We start from the raw sequence: 20,610 nt of genomic DNA on the forward strand, positions 1-20,610 counted from the left end.
CGGTCAGCCGGCAAACGGGCAGGCAACCCTTTGGACAACTTGGCATTTGCACCGGCCTGGGGCACCTTGCCGCCGGGCCGCGACCGGTGCGGCTGGAACGATGGACGTGGAGCGTGAGCGGACGGGACGTGACGCGTGAGGCCCCCACGGTATCTGCGGGCAAGGCGCTGCCCTCAGGCGAGCGGCGACCACGCCCGGTCGCCGGCATCGCCCCGCGTCTACATGAACGCGCCTTCGACATCCTCGCCTCGCAGATCGCCTCAGGCGCCCTCGCCCCCGGCGAGCGCCTGCTCGAATCCCGCGTCGCCGAGCGATTCGGCATCTCCCGCGCACCGGCGCGGCAAGCGCTGGCGCGGCTGGAGCGGGTGGGGCTGGTCCGCCGCAGCGAGGGCCACGGCTTCGAGGTCATGCCCCTCGCCGGGCCGGCGCCCACCGTCCCTCCCGTCGATGTGAGCGGCGCGGCGCCGATCCAGCTCGCCCCCGAATCGACCTGGCAGCGCATCTATGCGGACGTGGAGCAGGAGGTGGTCTCGCGCACCGCGCTCGGGGCCTTCCGCGTGGTGGAGAACCATCTCGCCGCCTATTACGGCGTGAGCCGCACGGTCGCCCGCGAAGTGCTCTCGCGCCTCAATCAGCGCGGCGTGGTGCGCAAGGACGCCCGCCTGCACTGGTATGCCCCGGCGCTGACGCCCGCCTATGTGGCCGAGCTGTTCGAGATGCGCGCCATTCTGGAGCCGGCGGCGCTGCGGCTTGCCTTTCCGCGCCTCGCCCCCGGACAGGTGGCGACGCTGCTGGCGAACCTGCGCGATGCCGCCGCCCACCCCGACGCGGTGGACGGCGCCCGCCTCGGCGCGCTGGAGACCGAGTTGCACGTCGGCCTGCTCGGCCGCTGCGGCAATGCCACGCTGATGGAGGCGCTGGCCACCTGCCAGACGCTGCTGGTCGCCCTCACCTTCCTTTATGTGCGCGCGCCCCAGCCCCACGGCCGCGAGCCCTTCATCGCCGAACATCTCGATGTCGCCGAGCGCCTCGCGGCCGCGGACGTGGAGGGGGCGGCAAACGCCCTGCGCGACCACCTGCGCGGGTCATTCGGACGCGCGGTGGAGCGGCTCGACCGGGTGCGGCGGGAGTTCGCCCCGGGCCCCCTGCCCTACCTCTCGCCGCTCTGAGCCTCTCAAATCGCCGTGACAGGTCTTCCGATCGCGCCAAAACGGAACATTTCTTGATCTGAACGGGTGGCGAAGCGCGCGAACCCGGTTAAGATTGCATTGTTCGCCGGCGCATCGGTCGCACCCTCCCTTCGGAAATGTGCGGAAAATACGAGCGCCTGCGTGGTGGTGGAGGATCTGATGTTGTCCCTCGTTGCCGGTTCCGCCCTCGTCCTCGCTGGTCTTGCCGCGGTTGCGCTCGCGCAGCTCGCCGCCAAGCAGAGGCAGATGGTACCGGTGCGCGTGCGCGCCCGCCGCACCCATCGCTGAGGCGCGACGCCCCGAACCTCCCGCCGTGACCCCGGTCGCCGGACCTGATTCCGCAGGCTCCACAATCGAGATTCGCGTCGAGCGGGTCCCGCAGCTCTTCAACATGCTGGACCCGTTCCCTTTCCGGGAACGCGACCTCGACGCGGAGGCGGAAGCCTTCATCGTGGAGTGGGCGCGCGAGCTGCCGCGCGGCGCTCCGCTCTCCATCATCGTCCATCTGCCGCCCGACGAGGCGCTGACCAGCGAGGCGGCGGGCCTGCCCGACGCCATTCGCGGCTATTTCGCCCTGAGGGCGCGCGCTCTCTCGGCGGAGCTGTCGGAGTTGTTTCGGGTCGGCCGCGTCTCGCTCGCCATCGGCATTCTCGTGCTGGCGCTGTGCCTGGGCATTGCCGGGCTCATCGCTGAGCCACGGCTCGAAAACCTCGCCAGCCTCGCCGCCGAGGGGCTGCTGATTCTCGGCTGGGTGGCGCTTTGGCGGCCGATGGAAATCTTCCTCTACGACTGGTGGCCCATCGCCGGGCAGCGCCGGCTCTGCCAGCGCCTCGCCGAGGCCAGCATCAGCGTGCGTGCGGTGCCCTGATAAGGGTTGGCGAAACCTAGCGGACGGCGGGAGCTGGGCCGGCCCGGAAGCCGGCCGGCAGCATCAGGCCGCGGCCATCGCATTGCGGGCATGGCCACGGATGCGCTCCACCATGGACCTCAGCCCGTTGGAGCGCTGCGGCGTCAGATGGCCCTCAAGCCCGATCTGGCGGAACACGCCGAGGATGTCGGTCTCCATGATCTCCTTGGGCGTGCGCCCGGAGACCAGTTGGAGCAGCACCGCCACGAGGCCGCGCACGATGTGGGCGTCGGAATCCCCCTCGAACTCCAGCAGCGGACCGGCGGGGGTCTCCTTCACGTGGGAGATGAGCCAAACCTGGCTCGCGCAACCCTGCACCTTGTTGGTGTCGTTGCGCTCGGCCTCGGGAAAGGGCGGCAGCTTCTTGCCGAGCTCGATCACGTGCCGGTAGCGGTCCTCCCAATTGTCGAGAAATTCAAAATCCGCAATCAGATCGTCAGCGTTCATGAGGCCAATTCCTCGTCACCAGATGACGGCCGGGAAAAAGGGCAGGGCCGCCTGTCCTTGCGCTGCAGCATAGCACAGCCGGCAAGCAATGCCTGCCTAATCCACATCCCGAACATGGTACCAGATCGGCGCGACGCAAGGCCGCGTGGGTATCAACGCCCGTCAGGCCGGGCGGCGGGGCGGCAGCGGCGGCAGGGGGGTGGGCGTCATGGTCTGCGCCGGCTGCCCGGAGACGGGCTGGAAGCCCTGCGGCACCACAAGCTTGGCCGCGTCGCCCCCGCCCCACAAGGGCATGAGATCCTGCGGCGTGAGTTCGAGCGCGCTGCCCTTTTCGGCCGCGCTCTTGTCCGCCGTGCCCTTGGCACCGGGCTGGGCACCGGGGACGGGCGCGGGCGGCGCGCCTTCGCGATGGCCGATGGAGTCATAGACCCAGCGCGCGCCCACCTGGGCCTTCTCCACGAGATGTCCCGCCATCTGCCCACCCACCGCGCAGGCCTGGGGCTGGCGATCGCAGAAGCCGCGCAGGTCCGCCACCAGCGCCTGGGCGGCGCCGAAGGCGTCGAACACGCTCACGTCCCGCCCGTCGCTGCCCTTGAGGCCGAAGGGGAGGAGGAGCAGCACGAGGCCGACCCAGAAGGCGAGGCGGAACAGGAAGAACATCGCTCCCTCTTGAAACGGCGGCGAAGCTGAATTCGCGCCCTTCGACATTACCACCGACGCGTCCGCGCGTGAGCCGTCGCGGGCCGGCCACGCCCCGACTTTTCAAGACATCGTTAACGCTGACAGCGTTCGATCCGCGCCGGCTTAGCGTTCGCTTAAAGCCCGCCGTGGCAGGATTTTGCGAAACGTGATGGCGGGGCGCGCAGAAGATGTGCGGCGTCCGGCCGGACAACGGCACTTGACAGGGGGCGACGTGGCTCACGTCTTCGGCGATGCAGCGGCCGGTGCGCGGCCCGTCCCGGCCCGCGACGGCGGCGACCGGGAGGCGTTGCCGCGCCTGGCCGGGCTTGGCCGCCTCACCGGCGCGGTGCTGAGCGGCCTCGGCCTGCTCGGGCTCGGCTCCGGCGGGTTGGTGCTGCTCGCGGAAGTCTCGGGCCTCGCCACCGGCGGCCTCCTCAACGCCACCACCCTTCTCGCCAGCGGCTTCGTCTGCGCGGCTCTCGCGGCGGTGGCCGGCGGCCTCGCCCGTGCCGCCACGAAGGCGAGCGCCGCGCCGCCCTCCGACATGCTGCTTGTCACCTGCCACGGCCCGCGCGGCGAGGTGGTGCGGGTGGAGCGCCAGGGCGGCCCGTTCGCCACCTCTCCCGCGTCGGCGCTGGAGGGCATGGCCCTGTTCGAGCGCGTTCTGGTAGCCGACCGCCCCGCCTTTCTGTCCGCTGTGGAAGCGGCCTCGCGCGGCCGTGCCGCCACGCTGGAGCTGCGCCTGCGCTGCGACGCGGCCGGCGACGGCGCGCCGGCCTTCCTCACCGCCGAGGTCCGGTGCCGGGCCATGCGGGGCGGCATGGTGCGCGTCTCCTGGCGGGCGCCGTGGCAGCAGGCCCAGACCGAGCAGATGAAGGCCGAGCGCCAGAAGGCCGACGCCGCCGCCCGCGCCCGCGCCGAGGCAGAAGCTGCGAACGCCGCCAAGAGCCGCTTCCTCGCTGCCATGAGCCACGAGCTGCGCACGCCGCTCAACGCCATCCTCGGTTTTTCCGAACTGCTCGCCACGCCCACCGGCGCGCCGCTGGACGATGCGCGCAAGGCCGACTACGCCCGCATCATCCATGAAAGCGGCCAGCACCTACTCGGCCTCGTCAACGACATCCTCGATCTGTCGCGGGTGGAGGCCGGCGCCTATGAGCTGGAACGCGAGGCGGTGGACGTGGGCGCCCTCGTCGCCGGCTGCGCCGAGATGGTGGCACTCGATGCCGAGCGCACCGGCGTGAGCGTGAAGACCAAGGTACCGGCGCGCCTGCCCCTGCTTGATGCGGACAAGCGCGCGCTGCGCCAGATCGTGCTCAACCTGCTCTCCAATGCCGTCAAGTTCACGCCCGCCGGGGGGCGGGTGCAGGTGGGCGTCAGGATGCAGGGCGACGAACTCATCATCCGCGTCCGCGACACCGGCCCCGGCATGCGGCCGGAGGACGTGGCGCGCCTCGGCGAGCCCTTCTTCCAGGCCGGCGACTGCATCCAGAAGGCGCGGGGCTCGGGCCTCGGCATCGCCGTGGTGAAGGGCCTCGTGAAGCTGCACGACGGCGACGTGCGGGTGGAAAGCGCGCTCGGCCGGGGGACGAGCGTGTCGGTGAGCCTGCCGGTCGCGGCCGCGATCGAGGCCCCGGGGTACGGACAGGGACAGGGGGTCGTGGCGCCGTTTCCGGCGCGGACCGACGACACACGGGCAAAGAGGACGGCATGAAGCTGGAAACGGCCACCGCAAACGCAGCGCCCCCGGAACTTGCCGAGGCCGCCGAGGCTGAGGAGACCGCACGGCAGGCACGCCGGCTGCGCCGCATGGACGTGATGGCGGCGCTGGTGGCGCTGGCCGGCAGCGGCGCCTTCCTCGCCAACGTGCTTGTCCTTCAGACCTCGCCGCCCAGCGCGCCGCTGCCCATGGCCCGACCGGCCGGGGCCGGAAAGGTCAACCACACCACCGTGCCGCTCACCGCCACGGGCACCGGAACCGCGACGACGGCGGCACCTGCGGGCGGCGCCACCACGGGCTCGCTCGGCTATCTCTCCATCCGCACCTCGGTGACGGGCACCGCGGCCCCCCTCGTGCCGGCGACCGGGGCACGCACCGCGGATGCCCGCGGCGAGCCGCCGCCCAGCCGCCCGCCCGCGGGCCTCGTCTCGTCGGGGGACATTACCGGCGCCGTGCGTCCGCCGGTGGACGTGGGCGCCTCGCCGCGCATCCTCTCGGTGCAGAAGGCGCTCTCCAAGCTCGGCTACGGTCCCATCAAGGTGGACGGCCGGCCCGGCGGCGAGACGCGCGCCGCCATCGTGCGCTTCCAGCGCGACCGCAACCTGACCGCCGACGGCGAGATCACCGACAAGCTGGTGCGCGAGCTGGGCTCCGTCTCCGGCATGGCGCTGAACTGATGGCGCGCACCTGAATGCGCCTCAAGAGCGCGATCTTCGTCTCCGCCCTCATCCGCCGCTGCCAGGTGGAGGGGTGCTATGCGGCCCTGGTGCGCAAGGGCGCGGAAGAGGCCGGCGCCATTTTCGTGAAGGTGGCCCGCCTCGACGGCACCGCCGCGCTCTACGGCCCCGCGCCGCAGTCCGCTTTCGACGAATCCTTCCCGGCGGACCGCAAGTTCTCGGTGCTGGTCGCCCCCGGCAGCCCGGAGGCGGACGCCGACGCCCGCATTGCCCGCGAGCTGAAGTTCGACCCGGACATCTTCGTGCTGGAGATCGAGGACCGCCAGGGGCGGCACTTTCTGGATCTGGTGGAGTAGCGGCGCCCCGTCCCCCCTGCCCTCCCCTCCCGCTCAGCGCTCCGTCAGCTTCAGCTCGATGCGCCGGTTGCGGGCGCGGGCCTCGTCGGAGGTGCCGGTGTCGAGGGGCTGGTACTCGCCGAAACCGGCGGCGATGAGGTGGTTGGGGCTCACCCCCTTGGCGATGAGATACTGCACCACCGCGATGGCGCGCGCCGCCGAGAGCTCCCAGTTGGAGGGGAACTGGGCGTTGGAGATGGGCCGGTTGTCGGTGTGGCCGTCGATGCGCAGCGCCCAGGAGATATCCGGCGGGATGGCCTTTTCGAGATCGAGGATGGCGCCCGCCAGCTTGTCGAGGGAGGCGATGGCCTCCGGCTTCATCACCGCCGAGCCGGGATCGAAGAACACTTCCGACTGGAACACGAAGCGGTCGCCCACCACGCGGATGTCCGGCCGGTTGCCGAGGATGTCGCGCAGGCGGCCGAAGAACTCCGAGCGGAAGCGGGTGAGTTCCTGCACCCGCTGCGCCAGCGCCACGTTGAGGCGGCGCCCGAGGTCGGTGATCTTGGCCTGGCTCTCGGCGTCGCGCTTCTCGGAGATGTTGAGCGCCTCTTCCAGCGCGGCCATCTGCCGACGCAGGGCCGCGATCTGCTGGTTGAGCAGCTCGATCTGGGCGGCGGCGCGGGCGGCCACGTCCTTCTGGAGATCGAGTTCGCGGGACAAGGCGTTGGCGCGGCCGGTGTCGGAGGGGGCCGGCACGGCGATGGCCTGCCCGCGCAGCTTGTCGCGCTCGCTCTCGCTGGCCTCCAGCGAGGCGCGCACGGAGGCCAGCTCGCTCTCGGACGACTGGCTGTTGGCCCGCTCCAGCGAGAGAAGGTCGGTGAGCTGGCGGATCTGCGCCTGAAGGCGCTGCATCACGTCATCCTTGCCCGCCATCTCCTGCGTCAGGAAGAACTGGGTGAGGATGAACACCGACAACAGGAAGGTGAAGACGAGGAGCAGCGTGGACAAAGCGTCCACGAAGCCGGGCCAGTAGTCGATGTGGCGGTCGCGCCCGCGCCGGCCGAGGGCCATGGGTTCTGCCTCCGCTCAGTTGCGCCGCGGACCGGCGTCGTCCTCGACCTTGGAGAGCAGGCGCCGCATCTGCTCCTGCTGCGCCTGCTGCTGCTCGATCATCTGCTTCAGCAGCGCCTGTTCGGAGCGCATGTGGGTGACGAGGCCCTGCAGGCTCTCGGCAAGCTGCGCCAGCGCCGTGGTGACGCGCTGGGAGCCCGCCTCCGTCATGGTCTTCTCCAGCCGCCCCATGGCCGAGACCAAAGGATCGAGGTCCAGCACCGGCGGGGGCAGCGCCAGCGGTGCGGCGGCGGCAACCTGTGCCGGAGCGGGGGCGGCGGGCACGCGGGGCGCGGCCTCGCGGTCGGCGGCGAGCGCCCGGTCGCGCGGCCCGTCGTCGAGGTCGCGCACGGTGGTGGAGAGCCAGTCTTCCAGGTCCGTATAGAACCGGTTCTGCGCCTGGCCCGCCTGAAGGTCGAGAAAGCCCAGCACCAGCGAGCCGGAAAGGCCGAACAGCGAGGAGGAGAAGGCCGTGCCCATGCCGCCGAGGGGGGCGGCGAGGCCGCTCTTCATGTCCTCGAAGATGGAGCCCACGTCCGGCCCCACCTGCAGCGCGCCGATGACCGAGCCGATGGAGGAGACGGTCTCCAGGAGGCCCCAGAAGGTGCCGAGCAGGCCGAGGAAGACGAGCAGGCCCGTGAGGTAGCGCCCCATGTCCCGGCTCTCATCCAGGCGGGTGCCGATGGAATCGAGGATGGAGCGCATGGTGGCCTGGGAGATGCTCATCCGCCCCAGCCGCTCGCCGAGCAGCGCGGCCATGGGCGCCAGCAGCGTGGGCGGGCGCGACACCGCGAGCCCGGGATCGGCGAGGCGGAAGGAATTCACCCAGTCCACCTCGGGGAACAGGCGGGACACCTGCCGGAGCGCGAGGATGATGCCCACGGCGAGCACACCGAAGATGACGCCGTTGAGCCCCGGATTGTTGAGGAAGGCGGCGACGATCTGCCGGTGCAGCACCGCCGCCAGCGCCGCGCACAGGGCCAGGAACACCAGCATACGCACCAGGAAGATGCGGGGCGAGGACAGCTTGATGAACGGATCGACGACGCGCGCCATGGTTCTCCCCGAGCGAGTGTGTCCCTCGAACGCTGAAGGGCCCCCTTGAAGGCCGCCGCGCGGGCGGCCCCGGACGGGGGCGTCGGCCGGAGAATCAGGCCCGGCCTCTGGCAAGCGCCGGCGCCGACTATGGCACAGGGACACCGCGCGGCGAAACAGTCGCGACCTTCCGGAACACCAGCGACAGGTTGTTCGCCGGCATTTCCTCCACCCGAGCCAGAGCGAGGCCGTGCTTCGCCGCCTCCCCTGTCACCTCGGCGAGGTGCCGCAGGCCGAAGCGCGGGTCCTGACGCCTCAGGTCCGCATCGAAGGCGACGTTGCTCGGCGCCGTCTCCACCCCGTCGCGCACATAGGCGCCGTAGGTGAAGAGGATGCCGTCCGCCGGCAGGCGGGCGCCGGCGCCGCGCATCAGCCCCACCGTCGCCTCCCACGGGCTGATGTGGATCATGTTGATGCAGACGACCGCATCCACCTTCCCCACCGGCCACTCCTCCCCCGCCGCATCGAGGGCGAGGGGCGCGCGCACGTTGGCGAGGCCCTCGGCGGCGGTCCAGGCGGCGATGGAGGCACGGGCGGCGGGAGAGGGATCGGACGGCTGGAAGAGGAGATGCGGCGCGCGGCGGGCGAAATGCACCACATGCTCGCCGGTGCCGCTGGCAATCTCCAGCACGGTGCCCGCGCGCGGCAGCAGCGGCAGCAGCAGGTCGCCGATGGGGCCGCGGTTCTTGAGCGTCGCGGGCGCCGAGCGGCGGGCGTCGAGGTCGGGTTCAGTCACGGATATCTCCGGCAGGGATCGTTCGCGCGATCTTGGCCCGCCCGACGCGGCGGCTCAACCGGATTGCGGCGGCGCTCCCCGCCCGCGACGGGGCAGCCGGAGCCGTTCCCCGGACAAGCGACACCGCAGGTGGAGCGCCGATCCGGGGACCAGCGCAGAACATTCGCGCAGCGGGCGAGACCTGAGAGCGGTGGGTTTCAGGAGCGCCTGCGGCGGTCCGGTGCGCTAGGCCCCGGTCGTCCTTTCCCTGCGCTACCGCTCCGTTGCAGTCGGCCGGGGCGCGAGGGCTTGCGGATGGGGCAGAAGGTGGCAAGCTGGGACGCAAGCGGAGCAGTTGCCTCATTGGATGCAGGGGGGGATAGAATGAAGGTGTTCATCAGTTGGTCAGGCGAACTAAGTCATAAAGTTGCCCTATGCCTCCGGGACTGGCTCCCGAATGTTGTTCAGACGCTTAATCCCTATGTATCGTCCGAGGATATCGACAAAGGAGCCCGATGGAGCCAAGATATCGCCGGAGAACTTTCTGGATCATCATTCGGGATACTTTGCGTAACAAACTCTAACGTAGATGCACCTTGGTTAAATTTCGAAGCTGGCGCCTTATCAAGGAGTATCGAAAGTTCTTATGTAAGTCCATTTCTTATTGACATTCGAAAAGTAGACGTCAGAGGACCGATTGTTCAATTTCAGTTTACCACATTTGACAAAGAAGATGTAAAAAAGCTTGTTGTAAGCCTAAACAAAGCAGACACTGACAGTCGAGTAGATGACTCTAGGATTCCGCACATATTTGATCGCTGGTGGCCAGATTTAAAAACTCAGTTAGATAATTTGATAAAGACGTATGACGATAATTCAAAAAAGCCAGCACCAAGCGTGGAGCAAGAGATAGACAGAAACACTGCAATGATTGAAGAAATACTTCAAATATCAAGACACAATACGAAATTGATATCAAACTATGAAAAACTAACAATCGATTCAATGAATAGAAATAGGTCTGACGAATTACTTAGACATCATAAATATGATGGACCTATTTTTGATCTCGATAAAAGATGGGGTAATTTATTAAATTATATGGAATCATCCATACCATCTGAATTTAAGACGGAAGAATTGGCAGACAGGATTAGAAAGATGACAGAAGTTATTTCATATATTGTGAGAAGCACAGCAAGAATATGATTGCGACCTGCGGGAATCTGATCCCGCAGGTCGATTTGAAAATATTACCGCGAAAACTTCTTGTACTGAATCCGCTTCGGGATCACCGAATCCGTGCCCAGGCGGCGCTTCTTGTCTTCCTCGTAGTCCGCGAAGTTGCCTTCGAACCATTCCACGTGGCTGTCGCCCTCGAAGGCGAGCATGTGGGTGGCGATGCGGTCCAGGAAGAAGCGGTCATGGGAGATGATGACGGCGCAGCCGGCGTAGTCCTCCAGCGCCTCTTCCAGGGCACGCAGGGTGTCCACGTCGAGGTCGTTGGTGGGCTCGTCGAGCAGCAGCACGTTGCCGCCGCGCTGGAGCACCTTGGCGAGGTGGACGCGGTTGCGCTCACCGCCGGAGAGCATGCCCACCTTCTTCTGCTGGTCGCCGCCCTTGAAGTTGAAGGCCGCGCAATAGGCGCGCGAGGGAATCTCCTTCTTGCCGACGTAGATCACCTCGTTGCCGTCGGAGATTTCCTCCCACACGGTCTTCTTGTCATCGAGCGCGTCGCGGCTCTGGTCCACATAGCCGAGCTTGACCGAGTCGCCGATCTCGATGGAGCCGCCGTCCGGCTTCTCCTGCCCCGTGATCATGCGGAACAGCGTGGTCTTGCCCGCGCCGTTCGGCCCGATGACGCCGACGATGCCGCCGGGGGGCAGCTTGAAGGAGAGATCGTCGATGAGCATCTTCTCGCCGAACGACTTGCTGAGATGGTCGAAGGCGATGACGTTCTGCCCCAGGCGCTCGGCCACGGGGATGACGATCTGGGTGGCGGAGGGCTGGCGCTCGGACGCGCGCTGCAGCAGCTCCTCGTAGCGCTGGATACGCGCCTTGTTCTTGGCCTGACGCGCCTTGGGCGAGGCGCCGATCCACTCCTGCTCGCGGGAGAGCGCGCGCTGGCGGGCCTCGTCCTCGCGGCCCTCCTGCTGGAGGCGCTTCTGCTTCTGGCCGAGCCAGGAGGAATAATTACCCTCGTAGGGAATGCCGCGGCCGCGATCCAGCTCCAGGATCCAGCCGGTGACGTTGTCGAGGAAGTAGCGATCGTGGGTGACGATCAGGATCGCGCCCGGATAGGTGCGCAGGTGCCCTTCCAGCCAGTTCACCGTCTCGGCGTCGAGATGGTTGGTGGGCTCGTCGAGCAGCAGCAGCTCCGGCTGCTCCAGCAGCAGGCGGCACAGCGCGACGCGGCGGCGCTCACCGCCCGACAGGCGCGTCACCTCCCAGTCGTCCGGCGGGCAGCCCAGCGCGTTCATGGCCTGCTCCACCTTCGAATCGAGATCCCAGAGGCCCTGCGCCTCGATCTCGTCCTGAAGCTGGGTCATCTCGTCCGCGGTCTCGTCCGAGTAGTTCATGGCGAGTTCGTTGTAGCGCTCCAGAATGGCCTTCTGCTTGGCCACCCCGTCCTCAACGTTCTGCCGCACGTTCTTGGTGGGATCGAGCGCCGGCTCCTGCGGCAGGTAGCCCACGCGCACGCCCTCGGCCGGACGCGCCTCGCCGGTGAAATCCTTGTCGATGCCGGCCATGATGCGCAGCAGGGTGGACTTGCCCGCGCCGTTGTTGCCCAGCACGCCGATCTTGGCGTCCGGGTAGAAAGAGAGGTGCACGTTGTCGAGCACCTTCTTGCCGCCGGCATAGGTCTTGGTCATGCCGTGCATGTGGTAGGCGTACTGATAGGGGGCCATGGGCCGCCGTCTCCTGAAAAGGGGTGCGGGAAAGTTGGCGCCGTTCTAGCCTCGCAGGCGAGGCGCGGCAAGGTTCGCAGCGTGTTTCGCGAGACGAATGCCGCCGACGCGCTCTGGAGGAAAAGATGGGTTCCGACCACCACCACCACAAGGACTGGCGCACCGACGGCGTGCAGGTGATCCCCGGCGACAGCCTCGATCCCAATACCGCCCAGACCCCCGGCATGAACCGCGCCACCGCCATCAACCGCGCCCGCGCCGGGGCGGAGAAGATCTGGGCCGGCACCGTCCACATCCACCCCGACGCCAAGACCGGCGCCCACCACCACGGCGATCTCGAAAGCGTCATCTACGTGGTGAAGGGCCGCGCCCGCATGCGCTGGGGCGAGAACCTGGAATATGTGGCCGAGGCCGGCCCCGGCGACTTCATCTTCGTGCCGCCCTTCGTGCCTCACCAGGAAATCAACGCCTCCGCCGACGAGACGCTGGAATGCGTGCTGGTGCGCTCCGGCCAGGACCCGGTGGTGGTGAATCTCGACATCGAGCCGGTGGAGAAGCCGGAAGCGGTGAAGTGGATCGACCCGATCCATCGCGAGTGAGGGGTATTGCGGCCTTGCGCTGCAAGGCTTTGCGGCGGCGCGGCGGCCAAGCCATCCACAGGCCGGCGGAGAAAGAATGCAAAGGGGTGTTGCATTCGCCGCCGGCATTTTCTATAGAACCGCACCTGCCGCCGACACACTGTCTCGCCGGCAAATGGATGCGGGTGTAGCTCAGGGGTAGAGCACAACCTTGCCAAGGTTGGGGTCGAGGGTTCGAATCCCTTCGCCCGCTCCAGTTTCTCTCAAGAAAATCAGATGGTTGGCAGACGCCTTTTGGGGCGTTTTCTGCTTCCATTGCCATTGGCCGTGCACCGTGGAAGCGGAATGGAAGCAGCGCGACGAAAGTCGCCGGCTATCATGGCGGGCGTTCGGCGGCCCTTCTTCGCCGCATTCAGCCCAGACCTGGGCCTAGGCAGCGGTCAAGGTGGAGTCTCGGCTTCGGCTCAGATTATGTAGGGATGGAGCAGCTCCGCCCAAGCCATCTCTCCTTCTCGGAGAGCCTCAAAGAGTGAGAGGTGAACCGGAATTCCGCGACGGGTTGAAGACCGGGAGAGAGGCTTCCGGCACCCGTCATGGAGTTTGGTCCCATGACTGAGGTTCAGGTTCTAGAGACGAGCCGGGAAGCGGCGGGCGGGTACAGGGTCGACGCGAGCCGCGGCGAGGCGATCGGCCGCGTGTCGTCCGAGTGGTTCTCCCGGCCGGCGGACGAGCGCTATCTGTCCCTGTCGGAGCTCTATGGCGCAGTGCGCGGCCGGTCCGACCGGAGCAGGACCCGGACCGTGGAAAGTGTCGCCATCCGTGTCGAGGCGAGCCGCGACATGCCGGATCGGTTGACGCTCGCGCTGCCCGGGACGGAGGCTCCCGTTGCCCCGACCCACTGGAGCTTCGGCCAGCTGGCAGGCCTCATCGGCGCGCCGGCATCTTATCTGCGTCAGCTCCCGGCGCCGCTCGCCGGCATCAACCTGCAGCACGGCCTTCTGACGCACCGCGCCGAGCAGGTAAAGACGCTGGAGGCGGAGGATGGCCGGGTCGAGCTTCGCGCCGTCACCGGTCCCGACTATGGCCGCATCTATGACCATGAGCTGGTGGACGCCGTGCGCCGCATCGCCGGCAATGGCACCGGCGACACGCGCTGGAAGGTGCCGGGCGTGCTCGACTGGTCGACGGGCATCTACAATCCCCGCGTCGACATCACCAAGGACACCACCACGCTCTACGCCTCGGACCGGGACGTCTTCCTGTTCCTGGTGGATGACCTCAACCCCATTGAAGCCGGCCGACTGCCGGACGGTTCCCCCGACCTCTTCTTCCGGGGCTTCTATTGCTGGAACTCGGAGGTTGGCGCCAAGACGCTGGGCATCGCCAGCTTCTATCTCCGGGCGGTTTGCCAGAACCGCAACCTGTGGGGCGTGGAGGATTTCGAGGAGATCACCATCCGGCACTCGAAGTATGCCGCCTCCCGCTTCGCCCATCAGGCGGCGCCAGCCCTGGAGCGCTTTGCCAATTCTTCGCCCATGCCCTTCGTCAATGGCATCAGAGCCGCTCGGGAGCGCATCGTGGCGCGCACCGACGAGGACCGCACCGAGTTCCTGCGCCGCAAGGGATTTTCCAAGGCCGAGACGCAGAAGGTGATCGACACCGTGCTCGCCGAGGAGGGCCGGAAACCCGAGAGCATCTTCGACTTCGTGCAGGGCATCACCGCCGTGGCGCGGGACAAGCCGCATCAGGATGCTCGCCTCGATCTGGAGGCCCGGGCAAAGAAGCTCCTCGATCGCGCTGTCTGAAATACGCAAAGTCGGAGATGCGGATTGTCGTGTCTCCGGCTTCGTGCGGTTCCAGCTTTCCGGATCGTCGGTTCTGCGGCGCAGCCTTCAGAGGAAGAGGGCGGCGCCGCGCTTCGTGACGGGTTGGAGGCCAGAGAGAGGTTCTCCGGCCGCCCGTCGCGGAGCAACATCCCATGGCCACGGCCGTTCAAAAGATCACCCTTTCGTCGTCCCGCGACATCCCCTTCAACAAGCTGGTGCTCAGCCAGTCCAATGTCCGCCGGGTGAAGGCCGGCGTCTCCATAGAGGAACTCGCGGAGGACATCGCCCGACGTGGCCTGCTCCAGGGCCTCAATGTCCGCGCCTTGGTCGATGCTGATGGTGTCGAGATCGGCATGTATGAAATCCCGGCCGGCGGGCGGCGCTATCGGGCGCTGGAACTGCTGGTGAAGCGCAAGCGCCTCGCCAGGACCGCGCCGGTACCCTGCATCGTGCGCGAGGGCGGCATCGCGGAGGAGGATTCTCTCGCCGAGAACGTCCAGCGCGCACCGCTCCATCCCCTCGACCAGTTCCGAGCCTTCCTCGCCCTGCGGGAGAAGGGCCAGTCGGAGGAAGAGATCGCGGCGGCCTTCTTCGTGTCGGTCGCGGTAGTGAAGCAGCGGCTGAAGCTCGCCTCCCTCTCCCTGAAGCTCCTCGACACCTATGCCGAGGATGACCTCACCCTTGACCAGCTCATGGCCTTCACCGTCACTGGCGACCATGAGCGGCAGGAGCAGGTGCTGGATCGTCTGTCCCAGACCTACGACAAGCAGCCCTATGCCATCCGGCGCATGCTGACGGAAGGCGCGGTCCGGGCATCCGATAAGCGGGCCCGCTTCGTCGGCATCGAAGTCTATGAGGCAGCGGGCGGCACCGTGCTGCGCGACCTGTTCCAGGGCGACGACGGCGGCTGGCTGCAAGACGCGACTCTCGTCGACCGGATGGTGGTGGAGAAGCTCGCAGCCGATGCCGATGCAATCCGAGGCGAAGGCTGGAAGTGGATCGAGGTTGCGCCGGACTTCGCCTATGGCCACACCTACGGCCTGCGCCAGCTGCGGGGTGAGCCGACGCCCCTGACCAAGGAGGAAGAGGCTGCGAGGGTAGCCGCCCAGGCGGAATGCGATCAGCTCTCCGAAAAACATGCCGATGCCGACGAACTCCCCGAGGAAGTCGATGCGCGGCTCGGTGAGCTCGAGGCGATGCTGGAGGCCTTCGAGACGCGTCCCCTCGCGTTCGATCCGGCGGAGGTCGCCCGGGCCGGCGCCTTCGTCAGCATCGCCCAGGATGGAAAGCTGCGGGTGGAACGGGGTTTTGTCCGCCCGGAGGACGAGGTGCCGGTCGAGGAGGAGCATGCCACTTCCACCGAGACCGATGATGCAGACCATGTGGCATCGACTTCTCTCCAGCAGGCGGGCACACCCGATGCCCCTGCTGAGCCCGAGGAGGAGGACGGCCTCACTCCGATCTCCGACCGGCTGCTCACGGAGCTGACGACCCATCGGACCCTCGGCCTGCGCCATGCGCTGGGTGAACAGCCCGATGTGGCCTTCCTCGCGGCGGTCCACGCCCTCACGCTGAAGGCCTTCTACGCCTATGGCTCGGACAGCTGCCTTGAGCTCGATCTCAAGAGTGTTTCGTTCAACGCCCAGGCACCGGGCCTCAACGACAGCGTTTCGGCCGAGGCCATGCGTATCCGGCACGAAAGCTGGGCCAAGGCGCTGCCCAAGGAGCCGGGCGCACTCTGGGACACCCTGAGCGGCTGGGACCGCGACAGCCAATCCGCCTTGTTCGCCCATGTGGTGAGCCTCTCGGTCAATGCCGTGCACGAGGCCTGGAACCGCCGTCCACGCGCCTTCGCCCATGCCGACAAGCTGGCGCAGGCGGTGTCACTCGACATGGCAGCGGCCGGATGGAAGCCCACCGTCGACACCTTCCTCGGCCGGGTCACCAAGGCGCGCATTCTGCAGGGCGTGACCGAGGCGAAGGGCGAACGCGCGGCGGAGGGGATCGCCCACCTCAAGAAGGGCGACATGGCGCGGGAGGCTGAATCCCTTCTCGTCGATAGCGGCTGGCTCCCGGAAGCCCTGCGGACCCAGCCGTCCGAGACCGCCGGCGAAGAGACGGCGGAGATCGACGGCGAAACGGCCATGGGCGACAGCGAGGACTTCGCCGATAGTGAGGAGCCCGAAGCGATCTCCTCCTCGATCGCTGCCGAATAATCCTCCCGGGCAACCTGGCCCGCCGCCCGCCGCCTCGCGCTCCCCCTGTCGCGTGGCCCGGACGGCGGGCCTTTCTGTTGGAGCGTTCCCATGTCGGATGCAGCGCATGACCTCGCCCGACGGCTCGGCAGGCAGGCGGAAGCCGTCTGCAGCCTTTATCTCTCCGCTGGCCAGAGGCAGGGGCACTATTGGCAGGTGGGCGATGTTCGCAACACGCCCGGGCGCTCCATGTTCGTGCGGCTGACGGACAGTGCGAAAGGCCCCGCCGGCAAGTGGACCGATGCGGCGACGGGGGAGCACGGCGACCTTCTCGACGTGATCCGCGAAAGCCGGGGCTTGTCCCACTTCACCGATGTGGTCGCAGAGGCCGAGATGTTTCTGCACCTTCCCCCAAGCTCACGAGACGCGGAAGCCCCCCATCGCACGCGGCCATCCTCCTCGCGTGATCTGGTCCTCTCGGCACGACGGCTATTTGCCGCCACACGGCCGATTCCGGGTACGATCGTGGAGACGTATCTGCGGAACCGAGGCATCACGGCTTTGCACGAAACCGAAAGCCTGCGCTTTCACCCACGCTGCTATTATCGCTCGGCCCCCAACGGGCCCATTCAACTCCTGCCGGCCATGATCGCGGCTGTCACCGATCTCAGGGGACGGATCATGGGCATCCACCGGACATGGCTCGCTCCCGACGGATCGGACAAGGCCGCCATCGCCACGCCCCGGCGCGCCATGGGCCACCTATTGGAGCATGCCGTTCGCTTTGGTGGGACTGACGACGTGATGGCCGCCGGCGAGGGCATCGAGACCATTCTGTCACTTCGCTCCGTGCTGCCCAGCCTCGCGATGGCAGCGGCGCTCTCGGCTGCGCACCTTGCCGCCATTGTCTTTCCACCTGGGCTGCGGCGGCTCTACATCGTCCGCGACACCGATCCGGCAGGCGACAAAGCGCGAGACCGCCTCATCGCACGAGCGAACTCAGCCGGAGTCGAGGCCATCGTGCTCTCGCCCACGCTCGGCGACTTCAACGAGGATCTGCACACGTTGGGCGTCGACGCGTTGCTGGCAGGGCTCCGATGCCAGCTTGCCCCAGAGGATGTCGCACGTTTCATGGTGCTGCGCTCGTGATCTGAAGCGGCACGAAGCAGGGATCCTCTCGCGCCACGCTCTGAAGCTCACCGCCGACAGAGGACCCGCAGCCAGGCCTTCCAGAGGGCGATCGGCCAGCAGGCGCGCCGTCCCGGCAATGGCTGCGACCAACGATTTTCCGGAGCCGCTGCGCGGCTTTCCATCGCGAAACAAAATCGCCGGCCTTCGCCATCCTCCGCTCACGCTCCGGCCCCGCGCTTCCCGCGGGGTGCAGGTCCGTCCCGCCCGCCGGCTTCGTCGCCATGAAGGCCGCAAGGCTGCGGTCCAACCGACGGAGCCTCCCATGAGCACCGAGCACGACGAACCTCGCCACGCTTCTTCGCCCACGGATCAGCTGCTGCAGGAGCTTCAGCTCTACGGCTATCGCCCGCTCAACGACGAGCCTGATCCCCGGCCGCTTCCCGAGGCCGACCGTGTCACCGGCGCCATCGCCGACATCTTCGACGCCCTCATCGCGACGCTCCAGGACACGCGCCTCGAGCCGGATCTCCCCGACCTCCTGTGGTGGACCGTCCATCTCTTCCACCGTGCCGCCGGCCGCATCTCCAATGCCCTCGACGCAAACGAGCAAGGCCAGCGCCGCAGCCAGCAGGAGCAGGACGGCAGTGAGGTGCGCTCTGTGGAACTGGAACGCCTCATCGCTGAGGGCCAGAGCCTCATCGAGCGCCGCGATGCCTTCGAGCTGATGCGCGACGAAGCCGCCGACGCCTTCGAGCGTCATATCGGCTCAGCCTGGCGCCTCCGTACCGGATCCCTGGTAAACCATCGGCACCTCACCGCAACCCTCATCGACAGCCGCGACTTCCTCGCCGCCCGCAGGCGCTCGGAGACCGAGGTGCTGATGCCCGCAGGTCCGAAAATCGCCTTCTCCGGTGGTGACTCGGCCGATCACAAGCTCATCTGGGCCAAGCTCGACCAAGTCCATGCCAAGCACCCGGACATGGTGCTGCTGCATGGCGGTTCGCCCAAGGGTGCCGAAAGGATTGCGGCCTGCTGGGCCGATGCCCGAAAGGTGCCGCAGGTCGCGTTCAAGCCGGACTGGACACGGCACGCCAAGGCCGCGCCCTTCAAGCGCAACGACCAGATGCTCTCGGTCATGCCCATCGGGGTCATCATCTTCCCCGGCACGGGCATCCAGGACAATCTCGCCGACAAGGCGCGCAAGCTTGGCATCCCGGTCTATCGGTTCGGGTCGGGCAGCGCGTGAGCGCTGCCCCTTCCTCGACCATCGGAATCGAATTTCACGGGGCCTTATCGCTTTTCACGGAAATGCGGTTCTCGTCATCGGTTTTCAGCGGACTGGCGAGCAGAACCTGCGCTCATCGGGTGTGGAGCTGAGCGAAATCTCCTGAGCAAGCGCATGCGAGGAGACGGCCACACCTGCCGACCTTCGAGCGACGGCCCACCCCCGCTTTCCTGCGCTGGTCCTTGGTCCGACCGAGGGCCTGACGCCATCAACCCACAAGGGGTCGGCTACGCCCAGCGTGCCGCCGCTCCCGCTTCGCCGTCGCGGTGATTGCGGCCCACGCCCGGACCCGTCGGGCGCCTGTCAGCGGGGGATGGTCCTCCGCTTCGAGCAGGAGCCGGACCCCATGTCCTCCACCGATGCGCAGGCTTTCGCCCTCAGCCTCGCCAAGACCCTGATGGTCGTCATCGTGATCTTCCGCGCGGGCGACGGCAGCTTGTCGGTCGTGCCAGCCGATGAGTTCGACGGCGACGCCTCGCAGATCGTCCGCGAGATTGATCCCTTCGCCAGATAGCGAAGGTGTACGCATGAAGTGCCGGGTATCTCCCTTGCTGGGATTCCGGCATCCATCTTTCCTTGCTATGCTAGAGATCGCGCCGCGGTGGTGGTGGAAGGCGCAACCGTCAGAACTTTCCTCACGGGGACACCACCATGATCTTCCTCGGCATCCCGCTTGGTCTCGCCGCCATCGCGTTATTCTGCTGGCTGCTGTTCACGCTCGCCGTCTTCGCGCTGCCGTTCTTCGTCGCCGTCAGCGCCGGCACCTGGGCCTACCATGCCGGCGGGGGCTGGCTCGGTGCGATCGTCGTTGCCCTGATCGCTGGGGGCGTTACGCTCAGCATCGGCCAGGTTTTGCTCGTGATCGTTCGTCCGATGTGGGCGCGGCTTCTCATTGCGCTCACCTTCGTGGCCCCGGCCGTCCTCGCCGGCTATCACGCCACGCATGGTATCGCGAAGCTCGCCATGCCGTCCGAGACGTGGCAGATCGTCTTCTCGACCATCGGCGCTATCGCAATCGGCATCACGACGCTGTTGCAGGTCGCGGGCATGGCGCCCCGCGGTCAGTGACGGACCAGTACATGGTGGGAGTAATCTTGCCCGGTTGTACCCGGTGCGGTGGAATCACGCGCAGCTGACCTGGAACGGGGGACGTGAAGCCGAAGAGGATCGGGCCGGTCTTCCGTGAGGTTGCGGCGGGTCACCATCATCCCCGTTCGGTATCCGTCGGTCGACCGCTCCAAACGGCCTCTCCAATGGGCGGATCTGGCCGCAGGACGGCTGCGCCTCGACCGCCTCTGCCGCAACGGCGCATCATGACTTTCTTCCCCTGCCGGACCCCACCCCACGCGACAGGTCTCGTGGGGACCCCGAGGCGCCGCCATTCCTCGCGAGGCAAGAAAGTCCCTCTCGCGCCGTCCTCCGCTGTGCTGCAGCCCCTGTGGGGTGCGGCGTCGGTCGCCTCCGGCCTTCCGATCGCCATCGAGGCCGCATGGTGCGGGCTCGGAAACGGAAGACGGAGATTTACCATGGCCACCATCGGCACCTTCAAGAAGACCGGCGCGAACGAGTTCACCGGCGAGATTGTCACCCTCAGCGTCCAGGCCAAGGGCGTGCGCATCGTCCCGGACCTGCGGGCCAACGGAGAGAACGCTCCCAGCCACCGGGTCCTGGTGGGTCGGATCGATTATGCGGAGAGCGGGATTATGCAGAGCGCCGGCCTGTAAGGTCTGTGTTGCCGCCGGTTTCGGCGGGGGTTCTGCTCCGCATAATTGCGGGCTGGAAGGTGGGCGCCCCGCGGGAAGCGGA

General features: G+C 67.3%; 20 protein-coding genes, 1 tRNA gene and 1 pseudogene. 16 read left to right on the plus strand and 6 right to left on the minus strand.

Going from position 1 to position 20,610, the window contains the following annotated elements; genetic code table 11:
- Positions 1-113: 113 nt before the first annotated feature.
- From EJ105_RS23055 to EJ105_RS23060, 3 genes are all read left to right on the plus strand, one after another.
- Complete coding sequence (locus EJ105_RS23055) at positions 114-1,169, plus strand: GntR family transcriptional regulator (protein WP_250168168.1); 1,056 nt, start codon at positions 114-116, stop codon at positions 1,167-1,169.
- 180 nt (positions 1,170-1,349) lie between these two features.
- A complete protein-coding gene (locus EJ105_RS27900) occupies positions 1,350-1,478 on the plus strand; it encodes a hypothetical protein (protein WP_280938287.1) in 129 nt (42 codons plus the stop codon).
- A gap of 25 nt (positions 1,479-1,503) precedes the next feature.
- A complete protein-coding gene (locus tag EJ105_RS23060) occupies positions 1,504-2,058 on the plus strand; it encodes a hypothetical protein (protein WP_250168169.1) in 555 nt (184 codons plus the stop codon).
- Between the two features lie 63 nt (positions 2,059-2,121).
- Here the strand turns inward: EJ105_RS23060 and EJ105_RS23065 are convergent, their stop codons facing one another.
- Entirely contained in the window at positions 2,122-2,544 is a 423-nt protein-coding gene (locus tag EJ105_RS23065; protein WP_024277798.1) for a SufE family protein, read from the minus strand.
- 162 nt (positions 2,545-2,706) lie between these two features.
- Positions 2,707-3,204: a DUF5330 domain-containing protein gene (locus tag EJ105_RS23070; protein ID WP_250168170.1), complete on the minus strand. Its 498-nt coding sequence runs from the start codon at positions 3,202-3,204 to the stop codon at positions 2,707-2,709.
- 253 nt (positions 3,205-3,457) lie between these two features.
- Between EJ105_RS23070 and EJ105_RS28040 the strand changes: the two genes are divergently transcribed.
- From EJ105_RS28040 to EJ105_RS23085, 3 genes are read left to right on the plus strand one after another with little or no spacing between them, the layout of a single operon-like run.
- Entirely contained in the window at positions 3,458-4,939 is a 1,482-nt protein-coding gene (locus tag EJ105_RS28040; protein WP_250168171.1) for a sensor histidine kinase, read from the plus strand.
- On the plus strand, positions 4,936-5,622 hold the full coding sequence (locus tag EJ105_RS23080) for a peptidoglycan-binding domain-containing protein (RefSeq protein WP_250168172.1): 687 nt from the start codon (positions 4,936-4,938) through the stop codon (positions 5,620-5,622). Before EJ105_RS28040 ends, EJ105_RS23080 begins: the two co-directional genes overlap by 4 nt.
- A 14-nt stretch (positions 5,623-5,636) precedes the next feature.
- Positions 5,637-5,978: a DUF1491 family protein gene (locus EJ105_RS23085; protein WP_250168173.1), complete on the plus strand. Its 342-nt coding sequence runs from the start codon at positions 5,637-5,639 to the stop codon at positions 5,976-5,978.
- Positions 5,979-6,011: 33 nt separating this feature from the next.
- On the opposite strand, the gene EJ105_RS23090 is transcribed toward EJ105_RS23085, so the two are convergent.
- The 3 genes from EJ105_RS23090 to EJ105_RS23100 form a co-directional block, all read right to left on the minus strand.
- The gene (locus EJ105_RS23090; RefSeq protein ID WP_250168174.1) at positions 6,012-7,031 is read right to left on the minus strand and encodes a peptidoglycan -binding protein; all 1,020 of its coding nucleotides are present in this window, start codon (positions 7,029-7,031) and stop codon (positions 6,012-6,014) included.
- 15 nt (positions 7,032-7,046) lie between these two features.
- Complete coding sequence (locus EJ105_RS23095; protein WP_250168175.1) at positions 7,047-8,126, minus strand: flagellar motor protein MotA; 1,080 nt, start codon at positions 8,124-8,126, stop codon at positions 7,047-7,049.
- A 127-nt stretch (positions 8,127-8,253) separates the two neighbouring features.
- On the minus strand, positions 8,254-8,901 hold the full coding sequence (locus EJ105_RS23100; protein WP_347881341.1) for a DUF938 domain-containing protein: 648 nt from the start codon (positions 8,899-8,901) through the stop codon (positions 8,254-8,256).
- A 294-nt stretch (positions 8,902-9,195) separates the two neighbouring features.
- On the opposite strand from EJ105_RS23100, the gene EJ105_RS23105 reads away from it, so the two are divergent.
- Entirely contained in the window at positions 9,196-10,089 is an 894-nt protein-coding gene (locus EJ105_RS23105; protein ID WP_250168176.1) for a TIR domain-containing protein, read from the plus strand.
- Between the two features lie 44 nt (positions 10,090-10,133).
- Here EJ105_RS23105 and ettA read toward each other — a convergent pair whose 3' ends face one another.
- Complete coding sequence (ettA, locus tag EJ105_RS23110) at positions 10,134-11,789, minus strand: energy-dependent translational throttle protein EttA (protein ID WP_029555198.1); 1,656 nt, start codon at positions 11,787-11,789, stop codon at positions 10,134-10,136.
- 125 nt (positions 11,790-11,914) lie between these two features.
- On the opposite strand from ettA, the gene EJ105_RS23115 reads away from it, so the two are divergent.
- The 9 genes and pseudogenes from EJ105_RS23115 to EJ105_RS23155 all read left to right on the plus strand — a co-directional run.
- Positions 11,915-12,388: a cupin domain-containing protein gene (locus EJ105_RS23115; protein WP_250168177.1), complete on the plus strand. Its 474-nt coding sequence runs from the start codon at positions 11,915-11,917 to the stop codon at positions 12,386-12,388.
- 160 nt (positions 12,389-12,548) lie between these two features.
- A tRNA-Gly gene (locus EJ105_RS23120) sits at positions 12,549-12,623 on the plus strand.
- A 352-nt stretch (positions 12,624-12,975) separates the two neighbouring features.
- A complete protein-coding gene (locus EJ105_RS23125; protein WP_250168178.1) occupies positions 12,976-14,172 on the plus strand; it encodes a DUF932 domain-containing protein in 1,197 nt (398 codons plus the stop codon).
- A gap of 173 nt (positions 14,173-14,345) precedes the next feature.
- Positions 14,346-16,409 (plus strand): ParB/RepB/Spo0J family partition protein, encoded by a 2,064-nt coding sequence (locus EJ105_RS23130; RefSeq protein WP_250168179.1) that lies wholly within the window; start codon positions 14,346-14,348, stop codon positions 16,407-16,409.
- Positions 16,410-16,499: 90 nt separating this feature from the next.
- Positions 16,500-17,537: a DUF7146 domain-containing protein gene (locus EJ105_RS23135; protein ID WP_250168180.1), complete on the plus strand. Its 1,038-nt coding sequence runs from the start codon at positions 16,500-16,502 to the stop codon at positions 17,535-17,537.
- A 304-nt stretch (positions 17,538-17,841) separates the two neighbouring features.
- Complete coding sequence (locus tag EJ105_RS23140) at positions 17,842-18,765, plus strand: DUF2493 domain-containing protein (RefSeq protein ID WP_250168181.1); 924 nt, start codon at positions 17,842-17,844, stop codon at positions 18,763-18,765.
- Between the two features lie 385 nt (positions 18,766-19,150).
- Entirely contained in the window at positions 19,151-19,318 is a 168-nt protein-coding gene (locus EJ105_RS23145) for a hypothetical protein (protein WP_229644176.1), read from the plus strand.
- Between the two features lie 137 nt (positions 19,319-19,455).
- On the plus strand, positions 19,456-19,872 hold the full coding sequence (locus EJ105_RS23150) for a hypothetical protein (RefSeq protein ID WP_250168182.1): 417 nt from the start codon (positions 19,456-19,458) through the stop codon (positions 19,870-19,872).
- A 458-nt stretch (positions 19,873-20,330) separates the two neighbouring features.
- Positions 20,331-20,489 (plus strand): annotated as a pseudogene (locus EJ105_RS23155) (DUF736 family protein); the annotation flags it as partial.
- Between the last annotated feature and the right edge of the window lie 121 nt (positions 20,490-20,610).

It is taken from the genome of Xanthobacter aminoxidans, assembly GCF_023571765.1.
Lineage (GTDB): Bacteria > Pseudomonadota > Alphaproteobacteria > Rhizobiales > Xanthobacteraceae > Xanthobacter > Xanthobacter aminoxidans.